General features: G+C 60.3%; 23 protein-coding genes. 14 read left to right on the top strand and 9 right to left on the bottom strand.

Annotated features, from left to right (window positions below; all coding sequences use genetic code 11):
• The first annotated feature begins 379 nt into the window (after window positions 1–379).
• Together rhtA and CGA21_RS28460 are read left to right on the top strand one after the other, a co-directional pair.
• On the top strand, window positions 380–1,267 hold the full coding sequence (gene rhtA, locus CGA21_RS28455) for a threonine/homoserine exporter RhtA (protein WP_110749407.1): 888 nt from the start codon (window positions 380–382) through the stop codon (window positions 1,265–1,267).
• A gap of 169 nt (window positions 1,268–1,436) precedes the next feature.
• Window positions 1,437–1,718, top strand: coding sequence for a hypothetical protein (locus CGA21_RS28460; RefSeq protein WP_110749409.1), 282 nt, complete (start codon window positions 1,437–1,439; stop codon window positions 1,716–1,718).
• Between the two features lie 12 nt (window positions 1,719–1,730).
• Here the strand turns inward: CGA21_RS28460 and CGA21_RS28465 are convergent, their stop codons facing one another.
• On the bottom strand, window positions 1,731–2,291 hold the full coding sequence (locus CGA21_RS28465; RefSeq protein ID WP_110749410.1) for a TetR/AcrR family transcriptional regulator: 561 nt from the start codon (window positions 2,289–2,291) through the stop codon (window positions 1,731–1,733).
• A 93-nt stretch (window positions 2,292–2,384) separates the two neighbouring features.
• Between CGA21_RS28465 and CGA21_RS28470 the strand changes: the two genes are divergently transcribed.
• Both CGA21_RS28470 and CGA21_RS28475 read left to right on the top strand, forming a co-directional pair.
• On the top strand, window positions 2,385–3,113 hold the full coding sequence (locus CGA21_RS28470) for an SDR family oxidoreductase (RefSeq protein ID WP_188265568.1): 729 nt from the start codon (window positions 2,385–2,387) through the stop codon (window positions 3,111–3,113).
• Window positions 3,114–3,152: 39 nt separating this feature from the next.
• Window positions 3,153–3,743, top strand: a complete 591-nt coding sequence (locus tag CGA21_RS28475) for a 2-hydroxychromene-2-carboxylate isomerase (protein WP_188265569.1) — start codon at window positions 3,153–3,155, stop codon at window positions 3,741–3,743.
• 64 nt (window positions 3,744–3,807) lie between these two features.
• Here CGA21_RS28475 and CGA21_RS28480 read toward each other — a convergent pair whose 3' ends face one another.
• From CGA21_RS28480 to CGA21_RS28495, 4 genes are all read right to left on the bottom strand, one after another.
• The gene (locus CGA21_RS28480) at window positions 3,808–5,616 is read right to left on the bottom strand and encodes an aminopeptidase P family protein (protein WP_188265570.1); all 1,809 of its coding nucleotides are present in this window, start codon (window positions 5,614–5,616) and stop codon (window positions 3,808–3,810) included.
• A gap of 64 nt (window positions 5,617–5,680) precedes the next feature.
• Entirely contained in the window at window positions 5,681–6,838 is a 1,158-nt protein-coding gene (locus tag CGA21_RS28485; RefSeq protein WP_188265571.1) for an aminotransferase class V-fold PLP-dependent enzyme, read from the bottom strand.
• A gap of 206 nt (window positions 6,839–7,044) precedes the next feature.
• On the bottom strand, window positions 7,045–7,659 hold the full coding sequence (locus CGA21_RS28490) for a LysE family translocator (RefSeq protein ID WP_188265572.1): 615 nt from the start codon (window positions 7,657–7,659) through the stop codon (window positions 7,045–7,047).
• Window positions 7,660–7,760: 101 nt separating this feature from the next.
• On the bottom strand, window positions 7,761–8,030 hold the full coding sequence (locus CGA21_RS28495) for a hypothetical protein (protein WP_020795972.1): 270 nt from the start codon (window positions 8,028–8,030) through the stop codon (window positions 7,761–7,763).
• Window positions 8,031–8,418: 388 nt separating this feature from the next.
• Between CGA21_RS28495 and msuE the strand changes: the two genes are divergently transcribed.
• From msuE to CGA21_RS28515, 4 genes are all read left to right on the top strand, one after another.
• Window positions 8,419–8,982: an FMN reductase gene (gene msuE, locus CGA21_RS28500; RefSeq protein WP_188265573.1), complete on the top strand. Its 564-nt coding sequence runs from the start codon at window positions 8,419–8,421 to the stop codon at window positions 8,980–8,982.
• Between the two features lie 10 nt (window positions 8,983–8,992).
• Window positions 8,993–10,132, top strand: a complete 1,140-nt coding sequence (ssuD, locus tag CGA21_RS28505; protein ID WP_020795970.1) for an FMNH2-dependent alkanesulfonate monooxygenase — start codon at window positions 8,993–8,995, stop codon at window positions 10,130–10,132.
• Between the two features lie 116 nt (window positions 10,133–10,248).
• Entirely contained in the window at window positions 10,249–11,436 is a 1,188-nt protein-coding gene (locus CGA21_RS28510) for an acyl-CoA dehydrogenase family protein (protein WP_188265574.1), read from the top strand.
• Between the two features lie 24 nt (window positions 11,437–11,460).
• Window positions 11,461–12,564 carry a sigma-54 interaction domain-containing protein gene (locus CGA21_RS28515; protein WP_110749425.1) on the top strand — a complete coding sequence of 368 codons (1,104 nt, stop codon included), beginning with the start codon at window positions 11,461–11,463 and terminating at the stop codon, window positions 12,562–12,564.
• Here the strand turns inward: CGA21_RS28515 and CGA21_RS28520 are convergent.
• A complete protein-coding gene (locus CGA21_RS28520; protein ID WP_188265575.1) occupies window positions 12,561–12,926 on the bottom strand; it encodes an antibiotic biosynthesis monooxygenase in 366 nt (121 codons plus the stop codon). The two genes, CGA21_RS28515 and CGA21_RS28520, sit on opposite strands and share 4 nt — an antisense overlap.
• Window positions 12,927–13,022: 96 nt before the next feature.
• On the opposite strand from CGA21_RS28520, the gene soxR reads away from it, so the two are divergent.
• The gene (gene soxR / locus CGA21_RS28525; RefSeq protein WP_188265576.1) at window positions 13,023–13,496 is read left to right on the top strand and encodes a redox-sensitive transcriptional activator SoxR; all 474 of its coding nucleotides are present in this window, start codon (window positions 13,023–13,025) and stop codon (window positions 13,494–13,496) included.
• 109 nt (window positions 13,497–13,605) lie between these two features.
• Here soxR and CGA21_RS28530 read toward each other — a convergent pair whose 3' ends face one another.
• From CGA21_RS28530 to CGA21_RS28540, 3 genes are all read right to left on the bottom strand, one after another.
• Window positions 13,606–14,376 carry a MetQ/NlpA family ABC transporter substrate-binding protein gene (locus tag CGA21_RS28530; RefSeq protein WP_188265577.1) on the bottom strand — a complete coding sequence of 257 codons (771 nt, stop codon included), beginning with the start codon at window positions 14,374–14,376 and terminating at the stop codon, window positions 13,606–13,608.
• A 70-nt stretch (window positions 14,377–14,446) separates the two neighbouring features.
• Entirely contained in the window at window positions 14,447–15,112 is a 666-nt protein-coding gene (locus tag CGA21_RS28535; protein ID WP_110749433.1) for a methionine ABC transporter permease, read from the bottom strand.
• A gap of 2 nt (window positions 15,113–15,114) precedes the next feature.
• A complete protein-coding gene (locus CGA21_RS28540; RefSeq protein WP_188265578.1) occupies window positions 15,115–16,329 on the bottom strand; it encodes an SfnB family sulfur acquisition oxidoreductase in 1,215 nt (404 codons plus the stop codon).
• A 308-nt stretch (window positions 16,330–16,637) separates the two neighbouring features.
• Here CGA21_RS28540 and CGA21_RS28545 point away from each other — a divergent pair, with 308 nt between their 5' ends.
• The 5 genes from CGA21_RS28545 to CGA21_RS28565 all read left to right on the top strand — a co-directional run bounded on the left by CGA21_RS28545 (window position 16,638) and on the right by CGA21_RS28565 (window position 20,026).
• The gene (locus CGA21_RS28545) at window positions 16,638–17,096 is read left to right on the top strand and encodes a VOC family protein (protein WP_188265579.1); all 459 of its coding nucleotides are present in this window, start codon (window positions 16,638–16,640) and stop codon (window positions 17,094–17,096) included.
• 296 nt (window positions 17,097–17,392) lie between these two features.
• Window positions 17,393–18,592: a PepSY-associated TM helix domain-containing protein gene (locus tag CGA21_RS28550; protein ID WP_110749437.1), complete on the top strand. Its 1,200-nt coding sequence runs from the start codon at window positions 17,393–17,395 to the stop codon at window positions 18,590–18,592.
• The gene (locus tag CGA21_RS28555; RefSeq protein ID WP_110749439.1) at window positions 18,589–19,131 is read left to right on the top strand and encodes a thiamine pyrophosphate-binding protein; all 543 of its coding nucleotides are present in this window, start codon (window positions 18,589–18,591) and stop codon (window positions 19,129–19,131) included. Before CGA21_RS28550 ends, CGA21_RS28555 begins: the two co-directional genes overlap by 4 nt.
• Window positions 19,128–19,457 (top strand): hypothetical protein, encoded by a 330-nt coding sequence (locus CGA21_RS28560; protein WP_110749441.1) that lies wholly within the window; start codon window positions 19,128–19,130, stop codon window positions 19,455–19,457. The genes CGA21_RS28555 and CGA21_RS28560 overlap by 4 nt, the downstream gene beginning before the upstream one ends.
• Window positions 19,454–20,026 (top strand): DUF6162 family protein, encoded by a 573-nt coding sequence (locus CGA21_RS28565; RefSeq protein ID WP_188265580.1) that lies wholly within the window; start codon window positions 19,454–19,456, stop codon window positions 20,024–20,026. Before CGA21_RS28560 ends, CGA21_RS28565 begins: the two co-directional genes overlap by 4 nt.
• Window positions 20,027–20,050: the final 24 nt, after the last annotated feature.

A 20,050-nucleotide genomic window follows, 5' to 3' on the forward strand; every position in this document is an offset into this window, starting at 1 on the left:
TTTTCAGAAGTTTTCAAGGAATCCTTAACAACTTCAACCACTTGCGCTTCAGATCTCTCATCAGCGGGAGGCGAATTCTACAGCGTTACACGCTGCTGTCAACACCTCTTTTTCAACTCCTTGGCGCTTCGATGAACTGAAGCAACCTGCTGCCGAAAACTGCGTAACTCATTGTTTACCAAGGAGTTTTCCGTTTCGACTGCGCCGGAAGTGGGGCGAATTATAGGCTTCCAGAATCTGCCGTCAAGCATTGATTTGGTTTTTCTATCGAGAACACAAAAACAGCGCTTATATATAGACGCGCCTGCACCGATTGCGCAGTATATTGCCCAATACCAAGTACAACATTAAAGTTCCATACCTCGGACGGTGCCTTCCAATGAACGATCAGCCGCGCAGCCTTGCCTCGACCCTGTTTTCGGTCGGCCTGCTAATAATAGCCATGGCATCGATTCAGTCCGGAGCCTCGCTGGCCAAAAGCATGTTCCCCATTATCGGCGCCCAGGGCACCACCACCTTGCGATTGACCTTTGCCAGCGTGATCATGGTGTTGCTGCTGCGCCCATGGCGAGCGAAGCTCACCGCAAAATCACTGCGCACCGTTATTGTCTACGGCATGGCCCTGGGCGGCATGAACTTCCTCTTCTACATGTCCCTGCGCTCTGTACCCCTGGGTATCGCGGTCGCGCTGGAGTTCACCGGGCCATTGGCCGTTGCCATCTATGCTTCGCGGCGCGCCATCGACTTTTTGTGGATTGCCCTGGCCGCTGTCGGCCTGCTGCTATTGATACCGACGGGGGCCACGGCACAAGGGATTGATCTACTGGGGGCCGGTTACGCGTTGGGTGCAGGTGTCTGCTGGGCGCTGTACATTCTTTTCGGGCAGAAGGCTGGTGCCGACAACGGTGTACAGACCGCCGCCCTGGGCGTAGTGATTGCCGCCCTGTTCGTCGCCCCCATCGGCATCGTTCATGCGGGTGCAGCGCTGTTGACCCCGTCATTGATTCCGATCGCCATCGGTGTTGCCATCCTGTCCACGGCCCTTCCCTATACGCTGGAGATGGTTGCTCTCACACGCATGCCGGCCAAGACTTTCGGCACGTTAATGAGCATCGAACCGGCGGTGGGTGCCTTGTCCGGTTTGCTGTTCCTGCATGAATTCCTGTCTTTGTCACAGTGGATGGCCATCCTGTGCATCATCCTGGCTTCCGTCGGTGCCACCATGACCATGGGCAGTGCCGCAAAGCCCGCCGTCGCAGCCGATTGACGACCGGTTTTACACAGACTCTGGTATTTACCGCTCAATTAGGCCATGTTTAGGCCCGCAACCCAGTGCCAGAAATGGACTTTTTCAGGACAGGGACCTCAAAACGCTTCATGCGCAAGCGAATACTGCCAGACCGGGCGATAGATCCGGGAACGCTACAAGGATAGCAATGAAACGAATTTTGATACTGATCGCCGTTCTTGCAGTTGCGGGCTGCGCGGCGACCGCCAAACCCCAGATCAAACACGGAAAGAAAGGGATTCATATCAACTGTTCGGGACTGTCGTCCTCGTGGGAACAGTGCTACACCAGCGCCGCCAACTCGTGCGCCCCCAAGAACTACAAGGTGATCGCCAAATCCGGCGATGCCGTGGAAGAGCCGGGTGATTATCCGTTCGGACTCAACCCCGCGGGCTATACCAGCCGCAGCATGATCGTCATCTGCAAATGATCTGAGCCGTTGTCAGGTCCTCGAGCCTGCCAACTGGCGACCGATCTCCTCATGGCTAGACTTCAGCACCCTGCGCTGCAGATCCGGCGTGATAAGCATTCGCGCCACCACCAGCGCACCGATGCATTGCGACAGAATCGCCCAAGCCAGGCTGTCGCTCTCCAGCACCCGCGCCCAACTTTCCTGAAGCTGGCAGATCCAGTGCTCAGCCTGCTGTCGAATCAGCGGATCGGAGCGGGCAATCTCGGCCCCCAACGCCGGTAATGCACAACCGGTTTCAGGGTGTTCGACGTGGGACATGCTCAGGTAAAGCTTGAGGCAACGCTCGAATTTGTCGCGCCCCTGATCAGCCCCCAGCCGCTCCAGGCTTTGACGCAACTCACGCTCGACTATGGAAGCGAACAACGCGTCCTTCGACGCGAAGTGGCTGTAGAACGCGCCACCACTCAAGCCGATGGCTTTCATCAAACCGTCGACCCCTACCGTGGAAAACCCCGATTGCTTAGCCGACAGCGCGCTGCTTTGCAGCAGTTTCTCTCGGGTTTCCAGCTTGTGACTGGCTGAATAACGCATGGCCCTTCCCTCAGGTTCCGTGATCTTGACGCCTGTCGAATCGTAGCATAACGTTCGTTTAGTTAACGATCGTTTACTAAAGGAGTCCAGACAATGAATAATAAGAAGGTCGTGCTGGTTGTCGGTGCGGGAGATGCCACGGGTGGCGCCATTGCCAAGCGGTTTGCACAGGAGGGATTCGTTGCCTGCGTGACCCGTCGCAGCGCGGACAAACTCCAGCCACTGGTCGATGCCATCAGGGCTGGCGGCGGCGAAGCCCATGGTTTCGCCTGCGATGCCCGCAAAGAAGACGATGTGATTGCGTTGGTCGAGCAAATCGAAAGCGACATCGGCCCGATCGAAGCGTTCGTGTTTAACATCGGCGCCAACGTGCCTTGCAGCATTCTTGAAGAAACCGCCCGCAAGTATTTCAAGATCTGGGAAATGGCCTGTTTCTCCGGCTTTCTCAATGGTCGGGAAGTGGCCAAGCGCATGGCCAAGCGGCAACGGGGTACCATCCTGTTCACCGGCGCCACCGCCGGCGTGCGCGGCGCAGCAGGCTTTGCCGCGTTTGCCGGAGCCAAGCACGGGATTCGTGCGCTGGCACAAAGCATGGCTCGCGAACTGGGCCCGATGAATATTCATGTCGCCCACGTCGTGGTCGACGGCGCGATCGATACTGATTTTATCCGTGAGAGCTTCCCCGAGAAGTACGCCACCAAGGACCAGGATGGCATTCTCGACCCCGAGCACATCGCCGAGAACTATTGGTACCTGCACAGCCAGCCCCGCGACGCCTGGACCTTCGAGCTGGACCTGCGCCCCTGGAGCGAACGCTGGTGATCCGCCCCACCCTACGACAACAAGAAGAGTGCATCGACGATGAGCAAAACCGTGGAGTTTTATTTCGATCTGGGCAGCCCCGCCACCTACCTGGCCTATACCCAGCTACCGAAGATCTGTGAACAGACCGACAGCCAACTGGTCTACGTGCCAATCCTGCTCGGCGGAGTGTTCAAAGCCACCGGCAACGCCTCCCCGGCCACCGTCCCTGCAAAGGGCCGCTACATGTTCATAGACCTTGATCGGTACGCTAAACGCTACGGTGTGCCGTTGAAAATCAACCCGCACTTCCCGATCAACACACTGGTGCTCATGCGTGCCGTAACAGGTATGCAGATGCGCCACCCTGAGCGCTTTGCCGCGTTCGTCGATTGCCTGTTCAAGGCACTGTGGATCGAAGGTCGCAACCTCAATGATCCGGCCACCGTCGGGGCAGTACTGAGCGAAAACGGTTTCGACCCGCAAGAGATCCTGGCCCTGAGCGCCGACGAGGATGTCAAACGCGCCCTCAAGGACACCACCGAAAAAGCCGTGCAACGCGGCGTATTCGGTGCACCGAGCATGTTCGTCGGCGAGCAACTGTTCTTCGGCCAGGATCGACTGGACTTTGTCATCGAAGCCCTACGTTAAGAACCCAGGGCCCAGTCGCCAATATGAGCCCGGGCGCTGGAGACAGCGCCCGGGCCAAAGTCGGTCAAACGGCCGCAGTTCGCGTGTTCAACCACTCCAGCGCAGCACCGTCGAGCAACGGGCTCAAGCGTTCGCGCACTTCGGCGTGGTAGGCGTTGAACCACTGCTTTTCCTCTTCGCTCAGCAGCGAGGTTTCCAGGCAGCGCGTATCGATCGGGCACAGGGTCAGGGTTTCGAACTTGAGGAACTCACCGAATTCACTGCTGCCTGCCTCGCGGTTCATGGCCAGGTTCTCGATTCGCACACCCCAGCGTCCTGGACGGTAGGTACCCGGTTCGATCGACGTGATCATGCCTGGCAGCATGGCCGTTTGCGGCGCGGGGGCGGCCTGGTAGGCAATCACCTGCGGACCTTCGTGAACATTGAGGAAATAACCGACGCCGTGACCGGTGCCGTGACCATAGTCGACGCTTTCGGCCCAGATCGGCGCCCGGGCAATGGCGTCCAGCAGTGGCGAAAGGATGCCCTTGGGGAATTGCGCCCGGGACAAGGCAATCACGCCCTTCAGCACGCGGGTGCAATCGCGTTTCTGTTCTGCCGTTGGTGTGCCGACCGCGACCATCCGCGTGATGTCGGTAGTACCGCCCAGGTACTGGCCGCCGGAATCGATCAGCAACAAGCCGTCACCTTCGATCACCGCGTGCTCTTCTTCGGTAGCGTGGTAGTGGGGCATGGCGCCGTTGGCGTTGAATGCGGCAATGGTGTTGAAGCTCAGCGAAACATAGCCCGGACGGCGTTCACGCGCCGCGGTCAGTTTTTCGTCGATGGTCAATTCGGTAATGCGCTCACGGCCCCAGGCCGATTCGAGCCAGGTGAAGAATTCGCACAGTGCTGCGCCGTCCTGCTCCATGGCCTGGCGGATGTGTTCGGCGTCTGCCAGGCTCTTCTGGGACTTGGCCAGGGTGGTCGGGTTCAGGCCTTCGATCAGCTTGACAGCGCTATCGAGGTTACCCAGCAGGCCCGCCGTTACCCGCGCCGGATCGACCAGCAGGCTTGCACCCGCCGGTATGGCGCGCAGGGCGTCGGCCACTTCGCTGTAATCGCGCAAGGTCACGCCGTCCTGTTCCAGGGCCGCACGCAGCTGCGCATCGACTTTGCCCAGCGCGACGAACAGCGTTGCCTGCTGCTGGCTGATCAAGGCGAAAGAGACGAACACCGGATTGAACGACACATCGCCGCCACGCAGGTTGAACAGCCAGGCGATGTCATCCAGGGTGGCAATGAAATGCCAGTTGGCACCACGTGCCTGCAAAGTCTCGCGCAGCTTGGCGAGTTTTTCGCCGCGGCTGACGGTCGCTTGCGGCGGCAAGTGCTGATAGATCGGTTCGTTCGGCAGGCTCGGGCGGTCACTCCAGACTTGGCTCAACAGGTCGATGTCGGTGCGCAGGCGTGCGCCCCGCTCCTCGAGCTTGCTGCCCAACGTGCGTGCGGAAGCCACCGCCATCACCGCGCCATCGACTGCGACCACTCCGCCCGGTGGGGTTTGCTCGGCCAGCCAGTCCAACGGCCCGGGCTGCCCAGGTTGCAGTTTGACCAGCTCGATGCCACTGCCCTTGAGTTCCTTGCTCGCTTGTTCCCAATAGCGGCTGTCGGCCCAGACGCCGGCGAAATCCGCGGTAACGATCAGGGTGCCAACGGAACCGTGGAAACCCGACAGCCATTGGCGCCCTTGCCAGTAACCCGGCAGGTATTCGGACAGATGGGGATCGGCCGACGGCACCAGCAAGGCATGGATACCCTCCCGGCTCATCAGCTCGCGGGTTTGCGCCAGGCGCTGGGGCACTGACCCGGTGATCGTAAACTGCGTATTCATCGTGACTCCTGCTAACCACTTGTCATTATTGTTCAGTGCCGATCAGGGTCGGCGCCTGGTTGCGCTATTGCCAGAATGCCGGAGCACTGGCGCAGGCGCTTTTAATCAGCTGTACCGCTTGATCGATATCCTGCTCGGTGGTGAACCGCCCCAGGCTCAAGCGAATGGTGCGACTCGCCGTGCGGGCATCATGCCCCAGGGCCAGCAGCACATGGGATGGCGCGTTACTGGCGGAATTACAGGCCGAGGTCGCGGAAAACGCCATCGAGGCGAGCAATGCCACCGAGTTGAACTCGCCTTCACTGAAGGTCAGGCTCAACGTATGCGGGATGCGCTGGGTGAGGCTGCCATTGAGCCGCACGCCCGGAATGCTCAGCAACTGCTCGAGCAGGCGTTCGCGCAGGCGCTCGATCAAGGCATTTTCTTCATCGAACGATGCCGCTGCCAGGGCGAAGGCCGCGCCCATCGCGGCAATCTGGTGGGTCGCCAGGGTACCGGAACGCAAGCCGCCTTCGTGACCGCCGCCGTGGATCTGCGCCAGCAAGCGCTGGTGCGCACGCGGGCCGACATACAGCGCACCGATGCCTTTGGGACCATAGAGCTTGTGCGCAGAGAAGGACATGAGGTCCACCGGCCATTGCGCCAGGTCGATCGCAACCTTGCCCGCGCCTTGCGCCGCGTCGACATGAAACAATGCATTGCGCTCGCGCACCACCTGGCCGACGGCCGGGATGTCGTTGACCGTGCCCAGTTCATTGTTGACCAGCATCAGCGACACCAGGAAGGTGTCCTCGCGCATGGCTTCGCTGACCGCTTGCGCGGTGATAAGGCCATCGGCATCCGGCACCAGGTACGTCACCGCCACGCCGCTGTCCTGCAACTGCCTGGCGGTATCGAGGATGGCCTTGTGCTCGATCTGGCTGGTAATGAGGTGGCCGCAGGCCGGGCCGCGCGCCTGGGCCACACCCTTGAGGGCAAGGTTGTTGGATTCGGTGGCCCCTGAGGTCCAGACGATCTGTTCTGGCGTGGCGCCAACCAGTTCGGCGACCTGGCGCCGCGCCTGCTCTACCGATTGCCGGGCCTGTTGGCCAAAGGCGTGGGAGCTGGAGGCCGGATTGCCAAAATTACCGTCAAAGCCCAGACACTCGACCATGATCTTGATGACTCGCTCATCCACCGGCGTGGTGGCGGCATAGTCGAAATACAGCGGACGTTTATTCATAAAAGACTCGCAGAGCGTGTTCCGGGATCAGGAAGCTCATGACTGCAAACGGCGAAACGCAGCCTTATGAGCTGCGTGCGGTTTTCAGAAGGTTACCAATACCTGATCGGATGCCGTTAAAGAAGAACAACTTCATTTAAAAGTGCGTCGGAACGCTCCTGATGAGCCAGCTTAACAGGCATCGGGCGAGCGGTTGAAGCAATGCGTCAGCTGAAGCTATCGAGCAATATCGGATACAGCGACGCCACCAGCAGCGCGGCCATGCCCCAATTGAACAGGCGCAACCAGCGCCGGTCCTTGAGGACATTGCGCAGCAGCGTGCCGCAAGCGGCCCAGACACCGACGCTCGGCAGGTTGATCAGGGCGAACACCGCGGCAATCACAACCACGTTGGTGAAATAGCCCTGCATCGGTGTGTAGGTGCTGATGGCACCGATGGCCATGATCCAGGCCTTGGGATTGACCCACTGGAACGCGGCGGCGCCCAGGTAGCTGATCGGCTTGGCCTCGCCTCTGCCGCTGTCCGAGACAGGCCCGGAGTGCGCGATTTTCCACGCCAGGTAAAGCAAATACCCCGCACCGACGTAACGCAGCACGGTGTAGAGCAGCGGATACGCCTGGAATACCGCGCCCAACCCGAACCCCACTGCCACGACCAGCACGAAGAAGCCGCAGGTGATGCCCAACATATGGGGAATGGTCCGCTGAAACCCGAAGTTCACCCCGGACGCCAGCAACATGGTGTTGTTCGGACCCGGTGTGATCGAGGTAACGAGGGCAAACAGGGCAAAGCCCAGCAGCAGATCGAGCGAGAGTGTCATGGGTGGCAGTCCATCGGGGTCAGTCAGGTATTGACCCTATCGCGAACGCCCGGGGAAACCCATGGACAGTTAGGCGAAAGTTCCAGCAGTACAGTTTTGGCTCAGCTCTGGCGACCGTGCAGCTGTACAGCTCGTTCGGCGTTCATCTCACCCTGTTTGTCGAAACCAAAGGTTTTCCGTGGCTCGCCCAGCAGTTCGGCTTTTTTCGCGTGGTATTCGTCGAACGATAAGCCGCGACGATTCAGGGCTTCCAGCGCCAGCTCTCGGGTTTCTTCAGCAGTGTAAGGCCGCAATTCCGGGGAAACATGGCTGGCACATCCGGCAAGTACGGAGACCGCGAGCAGCAAGAAAGTGGCGATTAAAGGTTTCATTTTCGGCGTCCTGGCGTGTGTTCGGGGCAATGAACACAGGCTACTCGCGCCTTTAGCCGAGCAAAAATCAACGCTCTCGATAGTCGCTATCGGATTTTTCTAATGCAACCCGTTTGCAGCCTTTTTATCTCTTAATGATCTATAAATATCGTTTTATTGTATTTTTAGGAATAACAGACAAGCTTTATAACCATTGCATCCACTGTTGCCCGAACAACTGTTTACCAGGCAACAGTCATTCAACAAACAGCCCGTGAAAATCAACAGCGCGACCTGCCCGGAGCGCTGAAAGCCTGGTAATCCGGGGCTTCAAGGGATTGGTACAGCTCTTGCTCAACCCGGTGACTACCCACTGCTCGCAGAGCTTCTGTTTAAAAAGGAACTGATCATGTCGCGCCCCTTGAAAGTCGTTGCCCTCTCCGGTGGTACCTGGCGTCCTTCGCGCACCCTGGTGCTGACCCAAGCGCTGTTGGCGCAGCTGGCCGAGCAACTGCCGATCGACAGCAAGCTGATCGAGCTGGGTGACATTGCCCGGCCATTGGGCGCGGCGCTGTCGCGCCAGGAATTGGCAGCGGATATCGAAGCCGAACTGCAAGCGATCGAAAACGCTGACTTGCTGATCGTCGCCGCGCCGGTTTATCGCGGCTCCTATCCGGGTCTGCTCAAACACCTGTTCGACCTGATCGACCTCAATGCCCTGGTCAACACACCGGTCCTGCTGGCCGCCACCGGAGGCAGCGAACGTCACGCGCTGGTGCTCGATCATCAACTGCGGCCGCTGTTGAGCTTCTTCCAGGCCTTGACCTTGCCGATTGGCGTGTATGCCACCGAAGCCGATTTCTCCAATTACCAGATAACCAGTGAGCCCTTGAAGGCTCGCATTCGCCTTGCTGCAGAACGCGCGGCGCCGTTGTTCGGCGTGCACCCCCACAATCTGCTGAAAATCGCTTAAGGATTTGTTCATGGATGTTTTCTGGTTTCTGCCGACCCATGGCGACGGTCATTACCTGGGCACCACTCAAGGGGCACGCCCGGTAACGCTTAATTATCTGAAACAGGTGGCCCAGGCGGCGGATAGCCTCGGTTACCACGGTGTGTTGATCCCGACCGGGCGCTCCTGCGAAGACTCGTGGGTGATCGCTTCGGCGCTGGTGCCGCTGACCGAACGCTTGCGCTACCTGGTGGCAATCCGCCCGGGGATCATTTCGCCAACCGTTTCTGCGCGCATGGCCGCCACCCTGGATCGACTGTCCAATGGCCGGCTCCTGATCAATGTGGTGACGGGGGGCGACCCGGATGAGAACCGTGGCGACGGCAGTTTCCTCGATCACAGCGAACGCTACGAAGTGACCGATGAGTTCCTGAAGATCTGGCGCCGGGTGCTGCAAGGCGAATCTGTGGATTTCGAAGGTAAACACCTGCGGGTACAGAACGCCAAGGCGCTCTATCCGCCGGTACAGAAACCCTATCCGCCGCTGTACTTCGGCGGTTCCTCCGATGCCGCCCATGACCTGGCGGCCGAACAGGTCGATGTCTACCTGACCTGGGGCGAGCCACCGGCGGCCGTGGCGCAGAAACTCGCCGATGTGCGTGAGCGGGCCGCGCGCAACGGGCGCACCGTGAAGTTCGGGATTCGATTGCATGTGATCGTGCGGGAAACCGCCGAAGACGCATGGAAAGCCGCTGACAAATTGATCGAACACATCAGCGACGAGACGATCGCCGCCGCACAGAAGTCGTTCTCGCGCTTCGACTCCGAAGGCCAACGGCGCATGGCTGCGCTGCATGACGGACGTCGCGACAACCTGGAGATTTCGCCCAACCTGTGGGCCGGTGTCGGGCTGGTGCGCGGCGGTGCCGGGACGGCACTGGTGGGCGATCCACGGCAGGTGGCCGCGCGGATCAAGGAGTATGCGGACCTGGGTATCGAGAGTTTCATCTTCTCCGGCTACCCGCACCTCGAGGAGGCCTATCGTTTTGCCGAACTGGTGTTCCCGCTGTTGCCCGAGCCGTACGCCAGCCTGGCCGGTCGCGGTGTCACTAACCTTACCGGGCCGTTTGGCGAAATGATCGCCAATGATGTGTTGCCGGCCAAAGCCTGACGCCACCCGTCCTGTAAGAGCTGCCGCAGGCTGCGATCTTTTGATTTCAAAGATCAAGATCAAAAGATCGCAGCCTGCGGCAGCTCCTACAGGACCCACAAGAAAAGGATCCCCGCGTGACTGCCAAACCGCAAAGCGCCCTGATATCCCCGTTGCAGACCGCCCGCCAATTGGCCGCCGAGTTTGCCTTGACCGCCGTCGAGCGCGACGAGCGTGGTGGTACGCCCAAGACTGAACGCGATGCGCTGCGCCACAGCGGCCTGCTGGCGCTGAGCATTCCCAGACAGTTCGGCGGCCTGGGTGCGAGCTGGAGTGAAACCCTGGCCATCGTGCGCGAGTTCGCCAAGGTCGACAGCTCGATTGCCCATGTGTTCGGCTTCCATCACCTGATGCTCGCCACCGTGCGCCTGTTCGCCCGGCCCGAACAATGGCAGCCGTGGTTTGAACAAACCGCGCGCAAGAACTGGTTCTGGGGCAATGCCCTCAACCCCCTGGACACCCGCACCGTGGTGAAAAACCTCGGCGGCTGGCGTGAGTTTTCCGGCAAGAAAAGTTTTTGCTCCGGCGCCAGCGACTCAGAAATGCTGATCGCCTCGGCGGTGGATGAAAACGCCGGTGGCAAGCTGTTGATCGCCGCCATTCCCAGCGGTCGCAGCGGCATCAGCCTGCACAATGACTGGAACAACATCGGTCAGCGCCAGACTGACAGTGGCAGCGCGACCTTCGAACGGGTACGGGTCGAAGAGTCGGAACTGCTGCTCGATCCGGGCCCCTTGAGTACGCCGTTCGCCTGCCTGCGCCCGCTGATCGCCCAGCTGACCTTCACTCACTTGTTCCTCGGCATCGCCGAAGGCGCCTTCGAAGAAGCGCGGCAATACACGCTGACCGAAACCCGGCCGTGGCATAAATCCACCGCTCAGCAGGTGGCCCAGGACCCTTATGTACTTGGTCACTACGGCGAATTCTGGGTGGCCCTCGAAGGTGTGCGGTTGCTGGTGGAACGTGCCGCCGACATGCTCGACAAGGCCTGGGCCAAAGGCCCGAACCTCAGCGCCGAGGAACGCGGGCACCTTGCCACCGCCATCGCCACGGCCAAGGTCGCGGCAACGCGCAATGGCCTGGAGTTGTGCAGCCGCTTGTTCGAAGTGACCGGCGCGCGTTCGACCCATGCCTCGCTGCGCCTGGACCGTCATTGGCGCAACCTGCGCACGCAAACCCTGCACGACCCGGTGGATTACAAACTCCAGGAACTGGGTGACTGGGCGCTGAACCAGGCCCTGCCGATTCCGACTTTCTATTCATAGCTTGCCCATCAAGGAGCGTGCCCCATGCAACTGCTGACCTTACCGCCCTCGCCCGCTCTGGCCACGTCGATCCGCGCCACGGCGCAGGTCTTCGAAGACCCGAAATCCCAGGCCCTGCTGGCGCATTTGCAACAAGTCGCACCCAGTGATGCCAGCGTGCTGATCATTGGTGAAACCGGCACCGGCAAAGAGTTGGTGGCGCGTCATATCCACAATCTCAGCGCCCGGCGTAACCGGCCGTTCGTAGCGGTGAACTGCGGTGCGTTCTCTGAATCCCTGGTCGAAGCCGAATTGTTCGGTCATGAAAAAGGCGCCTTTACCGGTGCCCTGAGCGCCAAGGCCGGCTGGTTCGAGGAAGCCGACGGGGGCACCTTGTTTCTCGATGAAATTGGCGATTTGCCAATGGCTATCCAGGTCAAGTTGTTGCGCGTGTTGCAGGAGCGCGAAGTGGTGCGCCTGGGTTCGCGCAAGAGCATTCCCATCAATGTGCGCGTGCTCGCGGCCACCAACGTGCAACTGGAAAAAGCCATCAACGCCGGGCACTTTCGCGAAGACTTGTATTACCGGCTCGACGTCGTCAGCCTGGACCTGAGCCCGCTGCGCGATCGCCCGGGCGACATCCTGCCGCTGACGCGTCACTTCATCAATGCCTATAGTCAGCGCCTGGGTTACGGTGACATCACCATCAGCAAAGAGGCCGAACTGAAACTGCGCAGCTACAGTTGGCCGGGCAATATCCGCGAACTGGAAAACGTGATTCACCACACCCTGCTGATTTGCCGTAACGGCGTGATCGAACGCGATGACCTGCGCCTGTCGAACATGCGCATCGAGCGTCAGGACGACTATCACACACAGGTCGACGACTGCGCCGAAGCCCTGCTTGACCGGGCCTTCCAGAAACTCTTCGAACAACAGGCCGGCGCGCTGCATGAGAAAGTCGAAGATGCCTTGATGCGCGCCGCCTATCGTTTCAGCCACTACAACCAGGTGCACACCGCCGCACTGCTGGGGCTGAGCCGCAATGTGACCCGCACGCGCCTGATCAAGATGGGTGAACTGGCGGTGAACAAACGCCGGCCCGCAGAAAACATTCAGGGCGAGCGCTTGGTGCAACTGTCGATCTAACCCACCAGCGTGCAGTGCAATCCGTGGTCGGGGCTGCGTTCCAGGCTGTGCACCACCTGGAACGAGCCGAAGGTCACGGTCTTCGCCTGATGAGCGCGAATCAGTTGCCAGAAATCCTGTTCCCCGCTTTCAAACGCCTGAAACGCCGCCTCCCCCGCCTCGCGGGTTTGCCATTGCAGGTAATTGAGCACCCGTCGCCCGTCTTCGCTGGCCTGGATGCTGGCACTCAGAAAGCCGCTGTGGTGCTGGGCCAGACGCTCGGTCTGCCGTGACAGCGCTGACACCAGAGCCGATTGCTGCTGCGGGTCGATTTCGAATTCGATCAATTGGGTGAAGCTGCGATGTTTCGCTGGCGCGTGCATGAATAATCCCCCACTCAGGTGCAAGGCGAATCTTGCGATCCGAAGATGTGCAGGGTAAAACCTCCAGTTAAGTAAAGGTCAAGAGGCATTTTTCAAATGATCACCCTGGAAAACCTGCATAAGGAACTCAGCGTCGGCCAGCTGGCCGCCCGTAGCGGCGTCGCGGTCACGGCGCTGCACTTTTATGAATCCAAGGGATTGATCAGGAGCAATCGCAACCAGGGCAATCAACGGCGCTATCCAAGGGAAGTGTTGCGGCGGGTGGCGTTGATCAAGGTGGCCCAGCGACTGGGCATTCCGTTGGCGGAGATTGGCGAGGCACTCAAGGCCCTGCCGGATAACCGTGCACCGACGGCGGCGGATTGGAAGGATCTGTCGGCGCAGTGGGGTCGGGATCTGGATGAGCGGATCAATCAGTTGACGTTGTTGCGCGACAAACTCAATGGCTGCATTGGTTGTGGGTGTTTGTCGATGGAGGCCTGCCCGTTGCGTAATTATGGGGATGTGCTGGGGGAACAGGGACCAGGGGCGCAGCTGCTGGAATCGGGAATCGATCCAAGAATGAGTTGAGCCCTTCGCGAGCAAGCCCGCTCCCACATTTGACCGCGTTCCTCCGGACAACTCGGTCTAATGTGGGAGCGGGCTTGCTCGCGAAGGCGTCCTTCCAATCGATGAAAATTTAGAACCCCGGTGCGATCTGGCCTTTGTAACGGGTCAGGATGAACTGGCGCACCTCATCGGAGTTCAACGCCTTGGCCAGTTTCTGCAGGCCCGGGTCATTGATGTTGTCCGGCCGTGCCACCAGGAACTCGATGTAAAGGCTCTTGCCCTTCTCCACGATCAAGGCACTGTTGGTATCGATCCCGGCCTCCAGGGCGTAGTTGGCGAAGACGAACGCCAGGTCGACCTGACTCACCGAACGCGCCAGCAGTGCGCCTTCCAGTTCACGGATTTTCAAGTGCCTGGGGTTTTCAACGATGTCCCGCTGGGTCGCCAGGGTGTTGCCGGGGTCCTTGAGTTTGATCAGACCCGCTTCGTGCAAGAGCACCAAGGCGCGACCGGTATTGACCGGGTCGTTGGGGATCGAAACGGTGGCGCCGTCCTTGAGCTCGGCGATGTTTTTGATTTTGGTCGAGTAAGCACCGAACGGCTCGATGTGCACGCCCACCACCGGCACCAGGTCGGTGTGACGGGTCTTGTTGTAGTCATCGAGGAACGGCCGATACTGGTAATAGTTGGCGTCGAGATTCTTCAGCGCCAGTTGCTGGTTGGGCTGGATAAAATCGGTGAACACCTTGATGTCCAGATCCACACCTTCCTTGGCCAGCGTCGGCTTGACGAATTCGAGGATTTCCGCGTGCGGCACCGGGGTGGCGCCGACGGTCAGTTTTTCGTTGGCGTGAGCGCTCAACGATATCAAGGCAGCCAGTATGGCCAGGGTCTTTTTCATGCTGTGCTCCATGGCAGATTTCAATGGCCGTCGTGGGGCGGACGTGGGGCCGGTTTTTTGATTTGAATCGTCAGCGGTGGCTGTAACGCGCCACCAGTCGGTCGCCGCTCATTTGCAGGGCCTGGACCAGAATCAACAACAGCACCACGGTGACTACCATCACATCGGTCTGGAACCGCTGGTAACCGTAGCGAATGGCCAGGTCGCCGAGGCCGCCACCGCCGATTACCCCGGCCATTGCCGTGTAATCGACCAGAACGATCGCGGTGACCGTGACCGCCGCCAGCAGCCCTCCCCGAGCCTCCGGCAACAAGGTGTAGCGAATGATTTGCCACGTGTTGGCGCCCATGGCCTGGGTGGCCTCCACCACCCCGCGATCGACTTCGCGCAGCGCGGTTTCCACCAGCCGCGCGAAGAACGGCGTGCAACCAACCACCAGCGGTGGAATGGTCCCCGGCACCCCCAGCGAAGTACCCACCAGCAGGGTCGTCAGGGGGATCAGCACAATCAACAGAATGATGAACGGCAGCGAACGCAGCGTGTTCACGATCACCGACAGCACCCGGTAGACACCGACGGCTTCATGCAATTGGCGCTTGCCGGTGAGGAACAGCAGCACCCCCAGCGGCAATCCCAGCAGCACGGTAAAACCCAGGGCCGCGCCGAGCATGCTCAAGGTGTCGAGGCAGGCCTGGCCGATGTCAGCCCAATAAATGTTCTTGAACCATTCGGCCATGGTCACGACCAGTCGTGACGTGGTGGTTTCACGCCATTGAGCAGCCAGTTACCAACCACGTGGTACTTCCAGCGCACCGGGTCATGCAGGGTGTGGACCCGGGCATTGCGCCAGTGGCGATCGAAGTTATGTTTTTTCAGGGTCGAGCGGGTGCCACCGAGTTCGAACAGTTTGTTGGTCGCTTCAATGGCGATTTCCGTGGTCAGCACCTTGGCCTTGGCAACGGCCAGGGAGGCACGGGCAACGTTATCTTCATCGGGGGCCGGACGCGCGGCATCCAGCGCACGACCGGCTCGTTCCAGCAAGGCTTCGGCGGCTTCCAGGCGAATTTCGAGCCCCCCGACCTGAATGATGGTCAGCGGATCTTCGCTGGCTTTTTCCACACCGGCATCGATCCATGGCCGGGCGGACTGGCGGACAAACGCAATGGTATCGCGCAGCGCCGCACGGGCGATGCCGGCATCGATGGCGGCGGTGGTCAACTGGGCGAACGGGCCGGCCAGGGTCGGGTTTTCGTAGGAGCGATAGGTCGGGAAAAGGTGGAACGCCGCGACGCGCAGATCCTCGGCCAATACGGTGCCGCTGGAGGTGGTGCGCTGCCCGATGCTGTCCCAGTCGTCGACAATCACCAAGCCTGGCGTGCCGCGCTCGACGAAGGCCAACTGGCCCTTTTGCTCTTCATCCAGCGCCAGTACCGCCAGCCAGTGGGCATACAGCGACCCTGTGCAGTAACCCTTGCGTCCGTTGATCACATGGCCGTCTCCGTAACGGCGAATGGTCGCCTGGATGTCCTGCACGTTTTTGCCGCCGGTTTCCGACAAGGCATTGGCAAACCGGTGGCCTTGCAGGGCCAGGCCGAAAAAGTGCGCCTGCTGCTGCGGGGTGCCTTGCAGGCGAATGTCTTCGAGCAGGCAATAGTGGTTTTGCGGGATCTGTCCCAAGGACGGATCGGCCGCCGAAATGATCGCAATGACCTGCGCCAGTACCGCACTGGACACCTGCGCGCCACCAAATGCCTCAGGCACGGTGATGCCCCACAGGCCACTGTTGGAATACAGGTCAACGATCTCGGCGGGCACCTGGCGTGTGCGATCGCGTTCCGCATCTTGCTCCAGCAGGATGGCGGCGACCTGTTCAGCTACCCGCAGTGCTTCGGCTTCGTCGGCGATCCGGTGGGCGGCCGGCGGGTTGATCGGATAAACGGCAGATTGGGGCATGCAAGGCTCTCGATACCAGTGTTTATCGAAGGTCATTGCAGCTTCCGTGCCTGATGGCGCGGGCCAGTGTTAGAAGGGGATTCAGGCTATTTCGAAGATTTCTTCGTGAAGAAGTGAGGCAATCTGCTGCTTCACTGTTGGTGGCTGAACAGTGTCGATGAACCCTCAGGTTCGGAGCGCGTCGGGACAATCTTTTTGGAAACTTGAAACATGCTGAAGATCAAAACAAAAGATCGCAGCCTGCGGCAGCTCCTACAATTATTCGGCTGGAGAGCGATCTTCAATCCACAAGAAAAGGGAGAACCATCATGAGCGTTAAACCGATTCCAGAGGGTTATCACAGCATCACCCCGTACCTGGGCATTCAAAAAGCCGCCGAAGCCATCGAGTTCTACAAAAAAGCCTTCGGCGCCATCGAGGTCATGCGCCTGGCCATGCCCGATGGCGGCATCGGCCACGCCGAACTGCGCATCGGCGACTGCCCGATCATGCTCGGCACACCCTGCGATCAAGGGCCGCTGAGCAATCCAGACAACTCGCCGTCGGTAGGCTTGCATTTGTACGTGACCGATGTGGACAAGTCCTACAAACAGGCGATCGAGGCGGGCGGCATCGTGGTGTCAGAGGTCGAGGATCAATTTTACGGCGACCGTTCCGGGACCTTGAGGGATCCCTACGGGCACCTGTGGTTCCTGGCCACGCGTAAAGAGGATCTGACCCAGGAGCAGATCGAGCAGCGGGCGAAAGAGATGTTTCAACAAGGGTGACACCCTGTTGGCTTGTAGGAGCCAGGCTTGCCGGCGAACTGTTCGCCGCGGTGCACCTGACAGACCGCATTATCGTTCTTCGCGGGCAAGCCTCGCTCCTACGACGAAACACGAAACACGAAACACGAAACACGAAACATTTTCTTTCATATCACCCTTCGGGATTTCGGGTGCTCATCCGTCCTATAGAGATGCAGTTCTGTCGCGTGGGCAAAAGCCACGACCGGACCGTCCATGGACCTCATCGCTGCGAAGCCCGTAGCAGAGGCCCTTCATCGATATAAGACGCCTCAATCATGTCGAAGAAATCCCGCTCAAAAATCTGGTTCCTGGTCCACAGCTGGCTGGCACTGCCGATCTGGTTTTTCGTGCTGATCGTCTGTGTGACCGGCACGCTGGCGGTGGTCAGCCAGGAGATCGTGTGGCTGGCTAATCCGCAAATGCGTGCCAGCCCACCTGCGGATGACGCGCCACGGCTCAATTACGACCAGATCGTCGCCGCGATCAAGCAAGCCGAACCCGACATCATCGTCGACAGCATCAGCCGCCCCGACGAAGCACATTTCGCGCTGGACGTTCGCGTCAATTATCCCGATGGGCGTGAGTTGACGGTATACGTCAACCCATACACCGGTGCCATCCAGGGCCCCGCGCCGCCATTCAACTTCCAGGCGTTCACCCGTGCCCTGCATGGCTGGTGGTTGGTGCCGTTCACCAACGGCTACAGCTGGGGCTGGTACCTGGTGTCGTTCCTCAGCCTGCCGATGCTGGCCTCCCTGGTGACGGGCCTGGTGGTGTACAAGCGCTTCTGGAAAGGCTTTTTCCGGCCAACTTTGCGCATCCGCCAGGGCGCACGGATTTTCTGGGGAGATTTCCATCGCCTCAGCGGCATCTGGTCGATCTGGTTCATCGCGGTTATTTCCGTCACCAGCACCTGGTTCCTGATCGAAGCGTTCATGTTCGACAACCAGATTTCCATCTCCACCGCGCCGGTAGCGGCGGTGGTCCCGCGTGAAAGCGTGCCGCTCACCACCGATGGATCGCCCACACCGATGATCAGCCTGGAGGCGGCGATCCGCGAGGCCAAGGCGCGCATCCCGGGGCTCGACGAGAGCTTTGTGAGTATGCCGGCCAATGCCTACAGCTACCTGTCGGTGGGTGGGCGCAGTTGGTATCCGCTGATGTTCCAGACAGCCGACATCAATCCCTACACCGGCGAAGTCGCCGCCACGCGCCTGCTGTCGGACCGCTCGAGCCTGGAGTTCGTGACCGAATCCATGCGTCCGCTGCACACCGGTGATTTCGGCGGAATCTGGATCAAGCTGATCTGGTGCTTCTTCGGCCTGCTGTTGAGCATGATGGTGCTCAGCGGCCTGTTGATCTGGACCAAGCGCACCGCCCTGGCCACGGCCAACGCCCTCAAGCGCCGCAACAAACGCCCACGCGACGAGGCTGCTACGGCGAACAGCGCTGGAACCACGGAGATCAGCCAATGAGCCAGGTCCCCACGCAAGCATCCCGTTCGACGCTGAGCCGCTTCTGGCACAAATGGCGCTTCCACATCAACGTTCTGCTGTTGCTGGTGCCGCTGGGTTTCATGCCCAAGTACTTCGCCGATGCCGCGCTGTTTCGCGGTGATACGGGCCTGGGCGAGCGGGAGATCGGCGAAGTCCAGGTCGGACCCTGGAGCCTGCGCCTGGCCGAGCTTCGTAATGAAGCACCACGGCCCGATGGCCCGGCCGGCTACATGAAGAACTTCAACGCCGCGCTGTGCGACAGCTGCCGCGAGCAGGTCAAGGCGACTTACCTGCGCATCGGCAAGCCCCGCAGCCTGCGCGCCGCCGGGGTGATTTTCTTCGGCACGCCCTACCGTATGGGCGCCATGCTGCCGGTCCCGGCAAAAACCAAGGCCGACGCCGAACTGTGGATCACCATGGAAGGCTGGGACGGCTCCATGCATCAGGCATCCATTCCTCTGAGCCAGGCCTCCCCCGCCACCCTCGCCTGGCTGTCCACCCAAGGAGGCAAACCATGATCAACCTCATCCGTCCTGTGAGCGTCGCGTTGCTGGTGTTTTGCGCCGGCTTCAGCGCCAGCGCCCTGGCGCATAATCCGATGTGCGAGTGCAAGGCCATCGACGCCGAGCAGATCAAGTGCACCGGCGGTTTTTCCGACGGCAGCGGTGCACCGGGCGTCACCCTGGACGTAATCGGCTATGACGAAACCATCCTGGTGCCGGGCAAACTCGGGGCCGACTCGACCTTGACCTTCAAGAAGCCCGGTGCCGAGTTCTATGTGCTGTTCGACGCAGGCCCCGGCCACGTAGTCGAGATCGACCAGGCGGACATCGAAAGCCCATGAGTACGCCAACCAGGCAAATCGTCCGCCCGGCCGGCGCCGGCCATGAAACCCTCTATGTATTGCTGTTGTGCCTGATGATCCTGGCGGTGGCAGGTTCAGTAGTCGCCTGGCGCGGCGAGTCGCAGCAAGTGAGCAGCGTCAACAGTCATCAACTGGATGCCCGCCGCGATCTGAGCGCTTGCGAACAAGGCATCTACGCCGATTTACGCGTGACGCTGGATGAGATTCACCTGCTGCGCCAGGAACAACACAGCCTGCCGACACCTGAAAGCCTCGCCAATGAAGGATTTGCCCCCTTTGCCCAGGACGCCAGCTCGGTCAGTCGTGGTGGCCATGCCTGGCAGTTGCTCGAGGCCGGGGGGTACTTCGGGCAGAGCCAGAGCGTCGAGGTGGCGGGCTCGTTCCTGATGCGCCTGAGTGCGGACGACGACGCCCCGGACATCTGGCTCAACCGCGCCGCCGACCTCAAGGCTCCTGTCGACCTCAGCGATGCCACGCTTGAAGGCACCGGCTGGCAGCAGGTCGTCGCGCAATTCGATGCCGGCGTGACCCGCCAGCACCGGCACTGAACCCTCGCCTTCATCCGAGAGAAG

It is taken from the genome of Pseudomonas sp. PSB11 (genome assembly GCF_014596605.1).
Lineage (GTDB): Bacteria > Pseudomonadota > Gammaproteobacteria > Pseudomonadales > Pseudomonadaceae > Aquipseudomonas > Aquipseudomonas umsongensis.